5 protein-coding genes are annotated in these 14,883 nt (G+C 71.8%); all 5 read right to left on the reverse strand.

Annotated features, from left to right (window positions below; genetic code table 11):
• Window positions 1-105: 105 nt before the first annotated feature.
• The 5 genes from nbtC to IU476_RS08255 all read right to left on the reverse strand — a co-directional run bounded on the left by nbtC (window position 106) and on the right by IU476_RS08255 (window position 14,883).
• Window positions 106-3,186, reverse strand: a complete 3,081-nt coding sequence (gene nbtC / locus IU476_RS08235; protein ID WP_195098325.1) for a nocobactin polyketide synthase NbtC — start codon at window positions 3,184-3,186, stop codon at window positions 106-108.
• On the reverse strand, window positions 3,179-4,483 hold the full coding sequence (locus tag IU476_RS08240; protein ID WP_195098327.1) for a beta-ketoacyl [acyl carrier protein] synthase domain-containing protein: 1,305 nt from the start codon (window positions 4,481-4,483) through the stop codon (window positions 3,179-3,181). Before IU476_RS08240 ends, nbtC begins: the two co-directional genes overlap by 8 nt.
• Window positions 4,480-5,235, reverse strand: coding sequence for a thioesterase II family protein (locus IU476_RS08245; protein ID WP_195098330.1), 756 nt, complete (start codon window positions 5,233-5,235; stop codon window positions 4,480-4,482). Before IU476_RS08245 ends, IU476_RS08240 begins: the two co-directional genes overlap by 4 nt.
• A gap of 84 nt (window positions 5,236-5,319) precedes the next feature.
• On the reverse strand, window positions 5,320-11,400 hold the full coding sequence (locus tag IU476_RS08250; RefSeq protein WP_195098331.1) for a non-ribosomal peptide synthetase: 6,081 nt from the start codon (window positions 11,398-11,400) through the stop codon (window positions 5,320-5,322).
• A 45-nt stretch (window positions 11,401-11,445) separates the two neighbouring features.
• Window positions 11,446-14,883 (reverse strand): non-ribosomal peptide synthetase, encoded by a 3,438-nt coding sequence (locus IU476_RS08255; protein ID WP_195098718.1) that lies wholly within the window; start codon window positions 14,881-14,883, stop codon window positions 11,446-11,448.

Genomic DNA, 14,883 nt, shown 5'->3' on the forward strand with positions numbered 1-14,883 from the left:
TGCTCTCCGTCTGAGTGCTCATACACCCCCGCAGCTACTTACTTTGGTAACGCTAACCTAATCAACTGGGTATCTCCACCCCTTCGTCCGCCGCTTCCGGCGGCCTCAGGCGAGCAGCGACACCACCTCGTCGAGCGACGCGCCGCCGAGGATCGCCGTTACGGGCAGGTCCCGCTTCAGGTCGGATTCGATGCGCTTACGCAGGTCCAGGGCCTGTAGTGAGTCCAGGCCGAGGGCGACGAGCGGGATCGAGCCGTCGATGGAATCGGTGCGGCCCAGACCCATCACGGTGCGCAGCGCCTCGCGCACGGTCTCGGCGGTGTCGCGCGGCGCACCGCGCACCGGGGCCGGTGCGGGCTCCGGCGCGGCCGCGTTCTCGTGTGCGGCCTCGCTCTCCGGCTCCTCGGAAACTCGCTCGTCCTCGGGCAGCTCGGCGAACAGCGGCTGGTAGCCGAACACCGTGTACAGGTCGCGGATGCGGCTCCATTCCGCCGCCGCCACAAGCACATTCGCGGCGTCGGGCGCGAAGCCGGCCGCCACGGCGGTCGCGGGCTCCATGGGCAGCAGGCCGGTGCCGCTGATCTTGGCCAGCGCCTCGGCGTTGTCGGCGCCCACGGCCCGCCACAGGCCCCACTGCACCGACGAGCAGCGCACGCCCTCGGCCCGGTAGCGGGCGGCGGCCGCGTCGAGCAGCCGGTTGACCGCGGCGTACACCATGTGCCCGCGGCCGCCGAGGGTCGCCGACAGCGAGGAACACAGCACGAGGCGGCCCTCGGCGGCGAGCGGGAAGTGCCGCACCAGGTGATCGAGCGCGAGCGTCTTGGCCGCGGCGGCGGCGCGGATCGTGTCGCGCGTCGGGGTGGCCTCGGCGGCGGAATAGTCCACCGCGGCATGCACGATCAGCGAGGCGGGGTGGTCGCGGTATTCGTCGGCCAGCGCCCGCACCGCGTCCTCGTCGCCGACATCGCAGCTCCTCCGGACGATCTCGGTCTCGCCGACGCGCTGGATGCTCCGGATGCGCCGCACCGCGGCGGGATCGCCGCCGGACCGGCTGACCAGGGTGATCCGGCCCGCGCCCGCCGCGACGAAGCGCTCGCAGAAGTCCAGGCCGAGTTTGCCCGTGCCGCCGACGATCACGACCTCGCGCAGGTCGAGCGCGTCGAGCGGCCCGTCCGCCGCGGTGTCGTCGACGAGCAGCCGCTTGGCGTAGACGCCGCCCTCGCGCACCGCGAGTTCGGGCTCGCCCGCGGTGTGCAGGGATTCGACCAGGCCCTTCGCCGCGACCGCCGGATCGACGCCGGCCGGCAGATCCAGATGCCGGAACCCGACCCCGATGTGTTCGGCCGCCAGGCAACGGAATCCGGCCTGGGCGGCCGCGTGGAACAGGTCGGGCACCTCGGTCTCGACGACCCGTTCGCCGCCCGCGGTGACGAGCCAGACGTCGCTCACTCCCGAGAGATCCGCCAACCACGAACGGTCACCGAGGAATTCGGCGACGGCGTCGACAGCGGCTTCGGCCGCCGCGCCCGGTGAGCGCGGCGCGAGCACGACGAGGGTATCGAAAGTCGCTGTCGGCGTGCCGCTTTCGTCGGTGTAGACGACCGTGGCCCCCTGCCGGGGCGCGACCGCGCAGACGGCCGACACCAGGTCGGCGTGCTGACCGGCGGGATCCACCAGCGCGATCGTGCGGGGCGGCACCATCTTCCGGCGCGGCAGGCGCGTCCAGTGTTCGGTGTAGCGCTGCGGCACCACCGTGCCGTCGGCGACACGGTCCCCGGCCGCGCGCCGCGGCGCGGCGGAATCCTTGTCCGCGTAGGGATACGGCGCCCACAGCGTCTTCGGCGACATCCGGGTGTTCGGGAAGTCCAGCAGCGGCAGCGACACGGTCGGGGGGCCGACCCGCAGGGCCTCCCAGTCGTACCCGGCGTCGTGTACCGCGACCGTGGCCAGGCTGCGGGTGAATTCGCGCAGGTCCTCGGCGGTGCGCCGGGAGGTGCCCAGTGCCTGGAAGGCGCGCTGCGGCGTGACGGCGGCCAGGTTCTCCTGGATCGCCAGCATCAGCGTGGGGTGTTCGGAGATCTCCAGGAAGGTGTCGACACCGCGTTCGGCGGCGACGGCGATCGCCCGGTCGAAGCGAACCCGGTTGCGCAGGTTCAGGTACCAGTAGTCGATGATCGACAGCCGCGAGTCGACGCGGTCGCCGAGCGTGGCGCCGATGAAGTCGATCTCGGTGTCGAGGAACGCGTCGTTGTCCATGTCGTCGCCGACGGTGCGGTTGAGCTGCTCCCGGAACCCGCTGACGTAGGAGGTGTGCGCCGGGTACCGCACCCGGATCTCCTTGGCGAACTTCCCTGCGGCGGTGAGCAGTTCGACGATGGCCAGCACGGCCGCGCGCTCACCGGAGATGGCGAGGATGTGCGGCGAGTTGACCACCGACAGTTCCGCGAAGCCGGCGTGCCGGGCCAGCAGGTCCTCGCACTCGTCGCGGTCGATGCCGAGCACTGCCATCGAGTATCCGGTCAGTTGCAGGCCGTCGACGATGGTCGCGCGGGTGGTCACGATGCGGACGGCGTCGCGCAGGGTCTGCGACCCGGACACGTACGCCGCGGCGATCTCGCCCTGCGAGTGCCCGACCGTCGCCGCCGGGCGCACCCCGACCGCCTGCCACATCGCGGCCACCCCGACCATCTGCACGAACAGCGCGGGCTGCACCGTGCGCGCGCTGTCGTCGGCCGGTGCGTCCACGTCGAGCAGATACGACAGCGGCGACCACCCGTACAGCTCGTGGAACACCTTGTCGCACTCGTCGACCGCGTCGCGGTAGGCCTCGGAGTGGTCGTAGAGCATGCGCCCCATCCCGGGCCGCTGGCTGCCCTGGCCGGGGAAGACGTAGGCGATGCGCCGGGCGAGGGCCGCCTTGCCGCCGCTGACCACGTCCGCGTGCGGCTCGCCGGCCGCGACGGCGCGCAGCGCTTCCAGCAGCGCCTCGCGGCCGGTGGTCATCACCAGCGCGCGGTACCGGCGCGCGACGCGGGTGCGGAAGAGCATGTCCGCCACTCGATCCGGCGTGACGTCGTGGCCGGCGACGTAGTCGGCGAGGGCCGCGGCCTCCAGGCGCAGGGCCTCGGGGGTGTCCGAGGACAGCAGGACCGGAACGCTGCCGTCCGGAAGTCGGTAGCTAGACATGGTTCTCCTCTTCCACGGCCGGAACGGCCAGCAGCGCATGGGCATTCGTGCCCGAGACGCCGAACGACGAGACGGCGCCGTAGCGGAATCCGTCGTGTGGCTGCCAGTATTCGAGCTTGGCCGCCAGGCGCAGGCCCGTCGTCGACCAATCCACCCGCGTGGTCGGATTGTCGGCGAACCGGGTCGGCGCGATGTATCCGTGCAGTCCGCTGAGCAGCACCTTGATCAGGCCGAGCATGCCCGCGGCGGCCTGGGCGTGACCGGCGTTCGACTTCACCGAACCCAGCCGCGCCGTGCCGGAGCCGTAGACCTGTTGCAGCGCGGCGAGTTCCAGCGGATCCCCCACCGCGGTGGCGGTGCCGTGGCCCTCGATCATGCCGACCAGGTCCGGCGAGATGCCCGCGGCGGCCACGGTTTTACGGATCAAACGCTCCTGCGCCTCGGTGCTGGGCACCGCGATCGGTCCCCCGCCGCCGTTGTGGTTGACCCGGCTCGCGAGCAACCGGCCGTAGACGCGATGTCCCAGTCGCCGTGCGCGCGACTCGCGTTCGAGCACGACGACGCCCGCGCCCTCGCCCCAGAGCGTGCCGTCGGCGTCCTCGGAGTAGGGCTTGCACTGCCCGTCCGCCGACAGGGCGTTGTTCTTGGAGAACTCGAAAAACGCGCCGGGCGAACCCATCACGCACACCGCCCCGGCCAGTGCCCACTCGCATTCCCCGGCGCGGATGCCCGCCGCGGCCAGGTGCAGCGCGGCCAGTGACGACGCGCACGCGGTGTCGACCACGATCGAGGGCCCGCCGAGTCCGAGGCAGTTGGAGATCCGCCCGGCGACCGCGCCCAGCGCGGTGCCGGTGGCCCGGTAGCCGCTGTAGTCGTTGACTTCCGCCGCGTGCGGGCCGTATTCGGTCGGCGAGGCGCCCATGTAGCAGCCGACCTCCGCGCCGTCGATGGTGCCGGGGTTGATTCCGGCGTTCTCCAGCGCCCGCCACGCGACGCGCAGCGCGACACGCTGCTGCGGGTCCATGGCGACCGCCTCGCGCGGCGTGATGCCGAAGAACATCGGGTCGAATTCCGCTGCGGCGTCGAGGAATCCGCCCGCGTCGCGGACCTCGGACCAGCCCTCGACCTCCGACAGCGACAGCAGCCGCTCGATCGGCCAGCCGCGGTCGCGGGGGAACGGCCCGGTCAGGTCGCGCGCCTCGGACAGTGCGGCCCAGTACTGCGCCGGGGTCTCGATGCCGCCCGGGGCCTCGACCGCCAAGCCGCTGATGACGATCGGGTCGTGCGGCTCGCTCATCTCGCGGTCTCCAGTTCGGCCGCGAGCAGTTCCGACACTCCGGCGACCTGCTCGTGCAGGTAGAAGTGGCCGCCGTCGAACATCTCCACCTGCAGGTCCGCCGCGGTGTGCCGCTGCCAGTGGTACAGCTCGCCCATGGTGACGAATTCGTCGTCGCTGCCACCCATCGCGCGGATCGGTGCCTGCACCCGCACGTCGGCGGGGCACGAATAGCGGTCGAACGCCGCGTAATCGGCCTTCAGCACCGGCAGCGCCATCTTCATCAGCTCCCGGTTGCCGAGCACGTCCGCGCCGGTGCCCTGCAGACCGGTGAGGTGGTCGAGCAGCAGTTCGTCGTCGGTCGGGTGGTCGGGCATGTCCGCCACGCGCGAGGGCGCGACCGTCCCCGAGATCCCCAGCAGCCGCACCGGCAGTCCGGCCGCCTCGGCGAGCCGGGTGAATTCGAACGCCACGATCGAACCCATGCTGTGGCCGAACACCGTCAGCGGCTCGCCCCGGTTGAACGAGGAGCGCGCGAATTCGTCGAAGGCGCCGGCGGCGATCTCCGGCAGCGTCCGCAGCGCCGTCTCCCGCGCGCGGTCCTGGCGGCCCGGGTACTGCAGCACGACCACGTCGAAATCGGCGGACAGCTGCTTGGAGAACGGGCGATACGTCGAGGCGCCGCCGCCCGCGTGCGGACAGATCACCAGCGGCGCGGCGCCGGCCGTCCGCGGCTTGTGGAACTGTCTGACCCAACCGGGAGTAGTTGCCATATCAGATATCTCTCTTCACACGGACGGCCGCCAAATCATGTAGGTGAGGCAATCCTAATTCAGACGTCGGTCGGTCGCGCTGGGTCACTGCCACATCCGCCGCATCACCAGCAGGCCCTGGTCCTCCTCGTCGAGCACGGGCGCCGCGTCGACCGGGCCGTCGGGGGCGTCGGCGACGGCGCGCAGGGTGTTGTAGAACGCGGCCTCGATGATGCGGGCGTCGTCGGCCTCGAAGGCGTCCTCGGCGTAGAAGATCGCCGCCTGCACGGAGTCGCTGGGCAGCAGCGAATTCGCGGGGAAGATCATCAGCAGCAGCGCGTTGTCGGTCGCCCCGGCCCCCTCGAAGGACGCCAGTTCCAGTCCCGCCGTGCCGAGCAGCCGCTCCAGTTCCTTGCGGCCGGGCGGGTAGGACTCGAACACGAACATGGTGTCGAACAGCTTGCGGCTGCCCGCGGCGCGCAGTGCCGAGGTGAGCGGGTAGGCGTGGTACTCCATGAGTCCCACCCGGCGCGACTGGATCTCGGCCAGGTGCTGCCGCCAGGACTTGGCGCCGTCGAAGCCGATGACCGCGGGAATGATGTTGGCGAAGCAGCCGATGGCGTTGTCCACGTCGTCGAGGTCGGCCGGGCGGCCCGAGACCGCCTCGCCGAACACGACATCCGGGCCGCCGGCCACGTACCGCAGCGCGTTCGCCCACGCCAGCTGGCAGACCACGCTGAAGGTGGTGCCGACCTCGGAGGCCAGCGCCGTCACCCGCTCCACCAGCTCGTCGTCGATCACGAACGACCGCTCCACGGGGATGCCGTCGCCGGCCGCCGCGCGGCCCGGCGCGACCAGGCACGGCTGCACGCCCGCGAGCACCGGCCGCCACGCCTCCTCGACCGCGTCCTGCTCCGCGCGGACCATCGACAGGAATTTGCCGAAGGTCTCCGGCGTGCCGATCGGCTCGGCGCCCGCGACGGCGTACTCGGCGAACACCTCTCGCGACACCAGCTGACCGGACCAGCCGTCGAGCAGCAGGTGGTGCATGGTCAGCACCACGCTGTGGGTGCCGTCGGGCAGGTGCACCACCGTGACCCGCGTCAGCGGGCCGTGGGCCAGGTCGAACTGCTCGGACTGGTCGGCGCGGTAGACCGCGAGCAGTTGTTCATCCGCGTCCGGCCGGTCCGACAGGTCGATCTCGCGCACGGGCACCTCGGCGTGCCGCGCCACGATCGCGTACGGCTGCCCGGCCTGCGACACCGACAGCGTCACACGCAGATTCGGGTAGCGGTTCAGCACGGTGCCGAACGCCCGGCCCAGCCGCGGCACGTCCAGCTCGCCGCGCACGCCGATGAGCGTCTGCACGTTGTAGACGTCGCGCGCCCCGGCGCTCAGGGCGGTCAGGTAGAGACCGGCCTGCATGGGCGCCAGCGGGTAGACGTCCTCGAACTCGCCGTACCCGTCCTGCCAGCGGTCCAGGTCCAGCTGAGTGACCTCGCTCGCCAGCACGTCGCTCGGGGTGAGGCGGCGGAACTGGTTGTCGCGCACGGCCTTCGCCAGTTCGCCGAGACCGGATTCCCACAGTTCGGCCAGCTCGCGCGCGTCGTCCTCGCGGAGCAGGCCGCCCGGGAAGCGGAACGACGCGTGCAGGGTCACCCGGTCGTCCTCGGTCAGTGCGACGGTGTTGATGTCGAGCAGCGCGGGCGCGGGCATGCCCGGGTCGGCGTGGCCGCCGAGGTAGCCGAATTCCGGTGCGGCCGACCACTCTTCGACAGCGTCTTCGGAGCCCGCGACGGCGAAGCGGCCCATGTAGTTGAAGCTGATCTGCGGCGCGGGGTGCTGTTCGAGTTCGGGGCGGGTCTCCGGGTTGAGCCAGCGCAGCAGCCCGAAACCGATGCCGGAGTCGGGCACCGCGAGGAGCTGTTCCTTGACCGCCTTGACCGCCGACTCCACCTCGGTCCCGCCGGACACGTCCAGCGTCACCGGGTAGGCGGTGGTGAACCACCCGACGGTGTTGGCGAGCTCCACTCCGGTGAACAAGGTTTCGACGCGGCCGTGCCGCTCCATGGTGAGCGACACCGTGCGGGCGTCGCTGTCGCGGCGGCGGCGGAACCGGTGCACGGCCGCGGCCAGGGCGGCAACCTGGATGTCGAGGAAGTCGCAGCCGAACGCCGCGGTGGCGGTGGTCATCAGGAACGCGGTGTCGTCGGAGTCCAGCGTCGCGGTGATCTCCCGCACGGTCGCGACGGTGTCCACGGCGGGATCGAGTTCCCGCCCGCCGAGCAGCGGGTCCGCGCCCGCGGCGGCGGCGCGCCAGTACGGCAGGGTCTCGACGACCGGGTCGGCCGTGGCCAGCTCGACCAGGCTGGCGTTCCAGGTCCGCACCGAGGTTCCCGATTCGGCCGCCGCGCCGGGGTCGCGCCACAGCTGGCGCAGATCGTCGTGCAGGATGCGCCAGGACACGCCGTCGACGACCAAGTGGTGGATCACCAGCAGCAGCCGGCCCCGGGCGCGGTCGGCGGAGCGCAGCCACACCGCCGCGACCATCCGACCGGCGGCCGGGTCGAGCAGTTCGCTCACCTGGCGCAGTTGCTCGCGCAGGGCGGAACCCGCTGTGCGGTCCCAGCTTTCGGGATCGAGGACCAGCTCGGTCAGGGTGGCCGCGGCCGCGGTCTCGCCCGGGCCCGGCACGTAGAAGGCGGTCCGCCCGTCCGAGTCCGCCGCGATCCGCGCCCGCAGCATCGGGTGCCGGTCCACGAGCGCCGCCAGCACCGCGGCGACCTGCTCAAGAGTGCTGTGCGCGGGCGTGACGACCGCGGTGGCCTGGCTGTAACCGCTGTAGTCGGCGGCCAGTTCGGTGAGCATGGTCGCGATCGGGTTGAGCGGGATCCAGCCCGTCTCGTCGCCGACCTCGGCCAGTGCCGGTGCGCCGCCGGCCACGATCGGTTCGGTGGCCGCGGCGATCCGCGCGATGGTGCGCGCCTCGAACAGCGCGCTGGTGGTGATGAGCAGGCCGCGCTTCTTCAGCGCGGAGGCCATCCGGATGGCGGTGATGGAGTCGCCGCCCAGCGCCAGGAAGTCGTCGTCCGCCGCCAGATCCGCGCCGCCCGCGATGCCGAGCACCTGGCGCACGGCCTCGGCCACGCTGCGCTCGGCGTCGTCGCGCAGCGCGCGGCCGCGGCCGGTGCCGCCGCCGAGATCGGGTGTGGGCAAGGCCTTCTTGTCGAGTTTGCCGTTGGCGGTGAGCGGCAGCGCGTCCAGCCGGACCAGCGCCGCGGGGATCATGTACTCCGGGAGCCGCTCGGCCAGTGCGGCTTTGATCCGATCGGCCGGATCGGCGCTCGCGGCGTACTCCGAATCCGGTTCGGGCACATAGTAAGCCACCAGCGCGGGCCCGCTGCCCTGCGTCACCGTGACGGCCGCCGCCGAGGCGATGCCGGGCAGCCGGCGCAGTACCGTGCCGATCTCGCCGAGTTCGATGCGGTGGCCGCGAATCTTCACCTGGTCGTCGACGCGGCCCAGATACTCCATCCGCCCGCGCGAATTCCAGCGCACGATGTCGCCGGTCCGGTACATGCGCTCCCCCGGCGCCCCGGCGAACGGGCACGCGACGAAGGCGGCGGCGGTCAGGTCGGGCCGCCGGTAGTAGCCCCGGGCCAGTTGCACGCCGGCGAGATACAGCTCGCCGACGACGCCCGGCGGGACCTGCCGCAGCCGCTCGTCGAGCACGTACACCGACGAGTTCCACTCCGGGCGACCGATGAGCGCCGACTGCAGTTCGTCGCGCTCCGCCGTGTCGGCGAAGTCCTCGTGCATGAGGTCCATCGAGCCCTCGGTCGGCCCGTACAGGCCGAGCACCGTCCCGCCGAAGAACCGGGACGCCTCCTCGACCAGCGCGGGCGGCACGGACTCGCCGCCGAGGTACACGTAGCGCATCGACTGCAGGCGAGCCGGATCGGGACCGGCGTCGAGGAAGGCGCGGACGACGCTGGGCACCAGCGAGATCTGGGTGATCCGGTGCCGGTGGATGATCCCGGCCAGCGCCTCGACGTCGGCCTGCCACCACTCCGGCGGCGGCAGCACCGTCGCCGACCCCGTGCACAGCGCGTTGACCAGTTCGAACACCGACACGTCGAAGCCGATGGGCGCCTTCTGCAGAATGCGTTCCGCGCCGAATTCGAGGTAGTCGCGCATCCACTGCACGTGGTTGGTCACGCCGCGGTGGTGCACCACCACGCCCTTGGGACGGCCCGTCGTGCCCGAGGTGTACAGCAGGTACGCGGCATCCAGCGGGTGGATCGGGCGGGCGGGCACGGGCGTCGAATCACCCAGTGCGGCAAGCTCTTCGATGATCGCCCGGTCGGCCAGGTCGACCACCGGCAGGTCCGGCTCGACGCCCGGGGTCTGGCGGGCCGCGCGGATCAGCACCGCCGGGCGCGCGTCGCCGAGCAGGTATTCCACGCGGTCCGCCGGGTAGCTCGGATCCACCGGGAAGTACACCGCGCCCGCGCGCAGCACGGCGGCGAAGGCGATCGGCAGCAGTTCGCTGCGCTCGGCGAAGACCGCGACCCGGTCACCGTTGCGCACGCCCCGCGCCAGCAGCAGATTCGCCAGACGGTCCACGCGGGCGTCGAATTCGGCGTAGGACAACTCCGTGTCGCCGAAGACGACCGCGACGCGCTCGGGGTAGCGCGCTGCGGAGTGGCGGATCATGGCGTCGACGGTGTCCCGTTCGATCGCCACGGTGGCGGCGTGGGACCACTCGTCCAGGTGCGCGCGGTCGGTGTCGGACAGCGTGAGCAGCTCGTGCACCGGGCGGTCGGCGGCGGCCTCGGCCAGCATCCGGTCGATGTACTCGTGCAGCCGGTCGACGGTCTCGCGGTCGAGAACATCTGTGCGGTAGGTGATCTGGACGTCGGTGCGCTCGTCGTGCATGAACGTCTCGACCACCAGCGGCAGCAGCGCGCCGCCGTTGTCGACGAGTTCCCAGCTGGTGGTGGCGCCGGGCAGCTGCGGGCCGTCGATCTTCTGGTGCAGGAACAGCACCATGGTGTCGAACAGCTTGGAACCGACGTTGCCGGTCGCCCGGTTCACCGCCCGGACGATGCCCTCCTGCGGAAAGTGCTTGTGCCGGAACGCTTCGGTGATCACCGACCGCACCTGCTCGACCAGCTCGGCGAAGGTGCCCGCGCCGCCGGTGATGCGCAGCGGCAGCATGTTGCCGAAATTGCCGATCAGCGACTCCATCCCGGCTTCCTCACGGTTGGCGACCGTGGTGCCGATGACCATGTCGTCCTGACCGGTCAGCTGCCGCAGCGCCAGGTGGTACGCGGCGAGGAAGACCGAGAACGGCGTGGTGCGCAGTTCGGCGGTGAGCCGGCGCAGGGCGGCGTCGGCGCGGGCGCTCAGCGGCTTGTCGGAACGGTCCCCGCGTTCGGATACCGCGACCGGGCGGCGGTCGTAGGGCAGCTGGAGTTCGGGGACCTCGCCGTCGAAACGACCGGCCCAGAACCGGATATCCTCCTCGTGCTCTTCCGCGCGGAAGCGGTCCTGCTCCCACTCCGCGAAGTCGGCCACCTGCAATGCCGGCGGTTCCACCGTCACCGGGCCGGTGCGGGCCTGCCGGTAGAAGTTCTCCACATCGCGCGACAGGGCCGGCAGCGTCATTCCGTCCCAGGCGATGTGCTGGATGGACACCACCGCGACGAGCCGCGTAGCCCGCACCCGGACGAAGGCGACGCGCAGCGCGGATTCCGCCGTCAGGTCGTAGGTTTCGCGGGCCGCGGCCGCCGTCAGCTCGGCCAGCCGGGCCTCCGCGTCGGCCGCGCCGGTCAGGTCCACCTCGGTCAGCCGGGGCGGCAGGTCCCGGTGGATCCGCTGGTACGGTTCGCCGTTCTCGTCGGTGTGGTAGGTCGTGCGCAGCACCTCGTGCCGCCGCGCCAGCGCCGCGAACGCCTCGCGCAGCGCGGCCGCGTCGACCGCACCGTCGAAAGTCAGTGCGAGACAGAGGTTGTAGGCCGCGCTGTCGGGGGCGATCTGCTGATGCGCCCACACGTACCGCTGCCCGAACGACAGCGGCGCCCGGTCGGGATCTCGGCGCACCGGCACCGCCGCGGTGGTGGCCAGCCCTTCCTGGGCGAGCCGAGCCGCCATCGCTACCTGCAGGTCTTCCAGCGAACGCATCAATCGAACCAATCTGTGTACTACGAATTCCGGGCCGGTCCGCGCTCAGTTCGCGGTGGCGGGTTCCGGCACGCTCACCTCGGCGAGTTCGAGCAGGATCCGCGACACCCGCGCCAGCCGGCCGGGCGTGCTCTCCGCCGCGACCAGGGCGGCCGCGATCCGGCGCACCGTGCGTCCCTCGAAAACCTCGGTGACGCCGAACTTCTCGACCGCGAGCAGGCCGCGCACCTGCGCGGTGAGGGTGGTGGCCAGGATGGAGTTGCCGCCGATCTCGAAGAAGTCGGTCTCGACGCCCACCCGGTCGACGCCGAGGAGCTGCGCCGCGATGTAGGCGAGGGCCGCCTCCACCTCGTCGGCGGGGGCGACGTAGGCCTCGCGGGCGCCGAGTCCTTCGGCGTCGATGCGCCTGCGGACGGCGGCGCGATCCAGCTTGCCGTTGGCGGTCAACGGGATCGCGTCGAGTACCTCGACGGCTTCGGGAATCATGTGCGCGGGCAAGGCGTCTCGCAGCGCGGCGGCGAAATCTCCGGGGGCGTCCGCGGTCACGGCCGCCACCAGCCGACCGGCGTCGGTCACCAGCGCCACGGCCTCGCGCACCTGCGGGAGCGCGGTCAGCGCCGACTCCACCTCGCCGAGTTCCACGCGGTAGCCGCGGATCTTCACCTGGTGGTCGGCGCGGCCCAGGAAGTCGACGGTGCCGTCCGGCAGGTACCGGGCCAGGTCGCCGGTGCGGTACCAGCGGACGCCGTCGAGTTCGACGAAGCGCTGGGCGGTGCGTTCCGGGTCGCCGCGGTAGCCGTCGGCGACACTCGTTCCGCCGATCCACAATTCGCCGACGACCCAGTCGGGGCAGTCCTCGCCGCGCTCGTTGACCACCCGCAGCCGCACGTTGGCCAGGGGCGTGCCGTAGGGCACCGCGGTCCACTCGGCCGGGAAGTCGTCGGTCACCTCGCACACCGTGGAGTGGATGGCGGTCTCGGTGGTGCCGCCCAGGCCCGCGAAGCGCAGCCCGGGCACCGCGGCCCGGAAACGCTGTCCCAGTTCGGTGTTCACGCGATCGCCGCCGGTGATCACCACGCGCATCGAGCGCAGTTGTTCGGGGGTCGCGGTGTCGAGCAGCATGCCGATCAGGCCCGGCGCGCAATTGAGCACGCTGACACCGGTTTCGGCGATCAGTCCGGCCCACGCCGCGGCGTCGCGCTCGGTGTCGGCGTCCACGCAGACCAGGGTGCCGCCCAGCGACAGCGCGCCGAAGATGTCGAACACCGACAGGTCGAATTCCAGCGAGGACAGGCCGATCAGCCGGTCGTCGCGGCCGAGGCCGAAGTGCGCGATCAGGGCGTCGATCGTATTGGCGGCGGCTCGGTGGCTCACCGCCACGCCCTTGGGCTCACCGGTGGAACCCGAGGTGAACAGCACGTACGCCTGGGCCTCGGGCGCGCAGCCGTGGGCTCGCTCGAGGCGCGGGCCGGTGACGGCGTCGTCCAGCCGGATCGCCGTGACGCCGGCGGGCAGCTCCGTGCCGTCCTCGACGAGTGCCACCCGCGCGCCGGCTCGTTCGAGGATGCGGTCCCGGCGCGCCGGGGGCTGGCCCGTGCCGATCGGCACATACGTCGCGCCCGTGGCGAGCACGCCGAGCACGGCGGGAATCTGCCGGTGGCCCTTGGCGACAATCACCGCGACGGTGTCGCCGGGCGTCACTCCGGCGTCGGCGAGGGCGCGGCCGACCGCCAGCGCTCGGTCGGCCAGTTCGCCGTAACTGCTCGCCCCGCCGTCGCGCCAGCGCAGCGCCGTGTGCTCGGGATGCTCTGCGGCGTGGGCGAAGAAGGCGTCGTGCAGGTTGCGGTCGCCGAGGTCGCGACGGGTGTCGTTCACCGCGTCGCGCACCGCCCGCTGCGCCTGCGGCAGCGGGATCGACAGCGGCGCATGCCAGTCGGCGCCCGGCTCCACCAGCGCCAGCAGCAGCCGGCGGAACTCGGCGAACATCGCCTCGACCACGCCGGACGGCATGGCGTCGCGGCGCACGTCCCAGTTCACCAGCAGTCCGCCGGCCAGTTCGACCACCTGCGCGTCCAGGTCCACCTGCGGGCCCTGCGACAGGATCCAGACCGGCTCGCCGAACAGGCGGGTGACCCGATCGGAGAACAGCTCGCCCAGGTCGAGGCCGGAGGTGAACACGACCGACGGGGTCACCGGCGCGCCGCGCAACCGGCCCAGGTCGCGCAGCACGTCCAGGCCCTCGTAGGTGGAATGCGCCGCGCAGGTGTGCAATTCACGCTGGAGGCGCTTGGCGCGGGCCACCATCGATTCCGGCTCGCGGGCGTCGACGTCGACGAGCACCGAGTTGGTGAAGTCGCCCACCACGCGGTCGATGTCGTCGTGCAGCGGCTCGCGGTCGAACAGCGGCACGTTCAGCAGGAACCGCTGCTGCGCCGACCAGCGCGCGACGGCCTCGGAGAAGACGGTGGCCAGCGCGACCGCCGGGGTGACGCCGTGCCCGTGCGCGACCTTGTCGAGCTGGGCCTTCGCCTCGGGTGAGAACCAGTGGTGCAGGCGGATGCTGCGCGCCGGGTCGGCGCGCTCGCTCTCGGGCAGCACCGGCAGCGACGGGATGTCGGGGAGTTCGGCGACCCGGTTCTCCCACCACGCCCGCGCGGCCGAGTTGTCGGCGGCGGTGCGCTGCTTGTCGGCCAGGTATTCGCGGAAGGTGTAGCCGATGGAATCGGTTGCCTCCGCGTCGGTTTCGTAGAGGTTCGCGAGGTCGTCGAGGATCCTGCGGTAGCTCAGGGCATCTCCGGCGAGCATGTCGACGTCGACGTGCAGGCGGTGGCGGCCCTCGGGCAGCAGCGTCAGCGTGATGTCGATAACCTGCGCGGCCTCGACGTCCATCCGCTGATGGCTCTTCTCCTGCCGGATGCGTTCGAGTTCCGTTCGGCCGCCGTCGGATTCGGCGGACAGGTCGACGAGATGGAAGGTGGGGCGCAGCGGTTCGGGCAGCACGCGCTGGGTGCCGCCGTCGGTGAACCGCACGCGCAGCTGCGGGTGCCGGTGCACGAGCCGCCGCACGGCGCGGCGCATCCGGTCGCCCTGCACGCCGTGGCCGTCGAACTCGACGTACAGATGCGCCGCGACGCCGCCCAGTCGCTGGTCCTGACGCCGGCCGACCCAGTACGCGTGCTGCATCGTGGCGAGCGGGAATTCGTCGGTCTCGGCGGACGCGGTCGGAGCGGGTGCTGGTGTGGGTGTGGGTGTGGGTGGTTCCGCCCGGGCGGCCAGCAGTTCGGCCCACGCGGTGATCGTCGGTTGCAACGCCAGCTCGGAGCTGCGCACCTCGTGTCCCTGCTTGCGCCAGCGGGCGGCCAGCTGCATCAACATCATCGAGTGCATGCCCAGGCTCACCAGATCGTCCTCGTAGCCGATCGATTCGGGGTGCACTCCCAGCGCCGCTGCCACCATCTCTCGCACGTCGGCCTTGCCGAGCAT

Origin of the sequence: Nocardia blacklockiae (assembly GCF_015477355.1) — a bacterium.
GTDB lineage: Bacteria > Actinomycetota > Actinomycetes > Mycobacteriales > Mycobacteriaceae > Nocardia > Nocardia blacklockiae.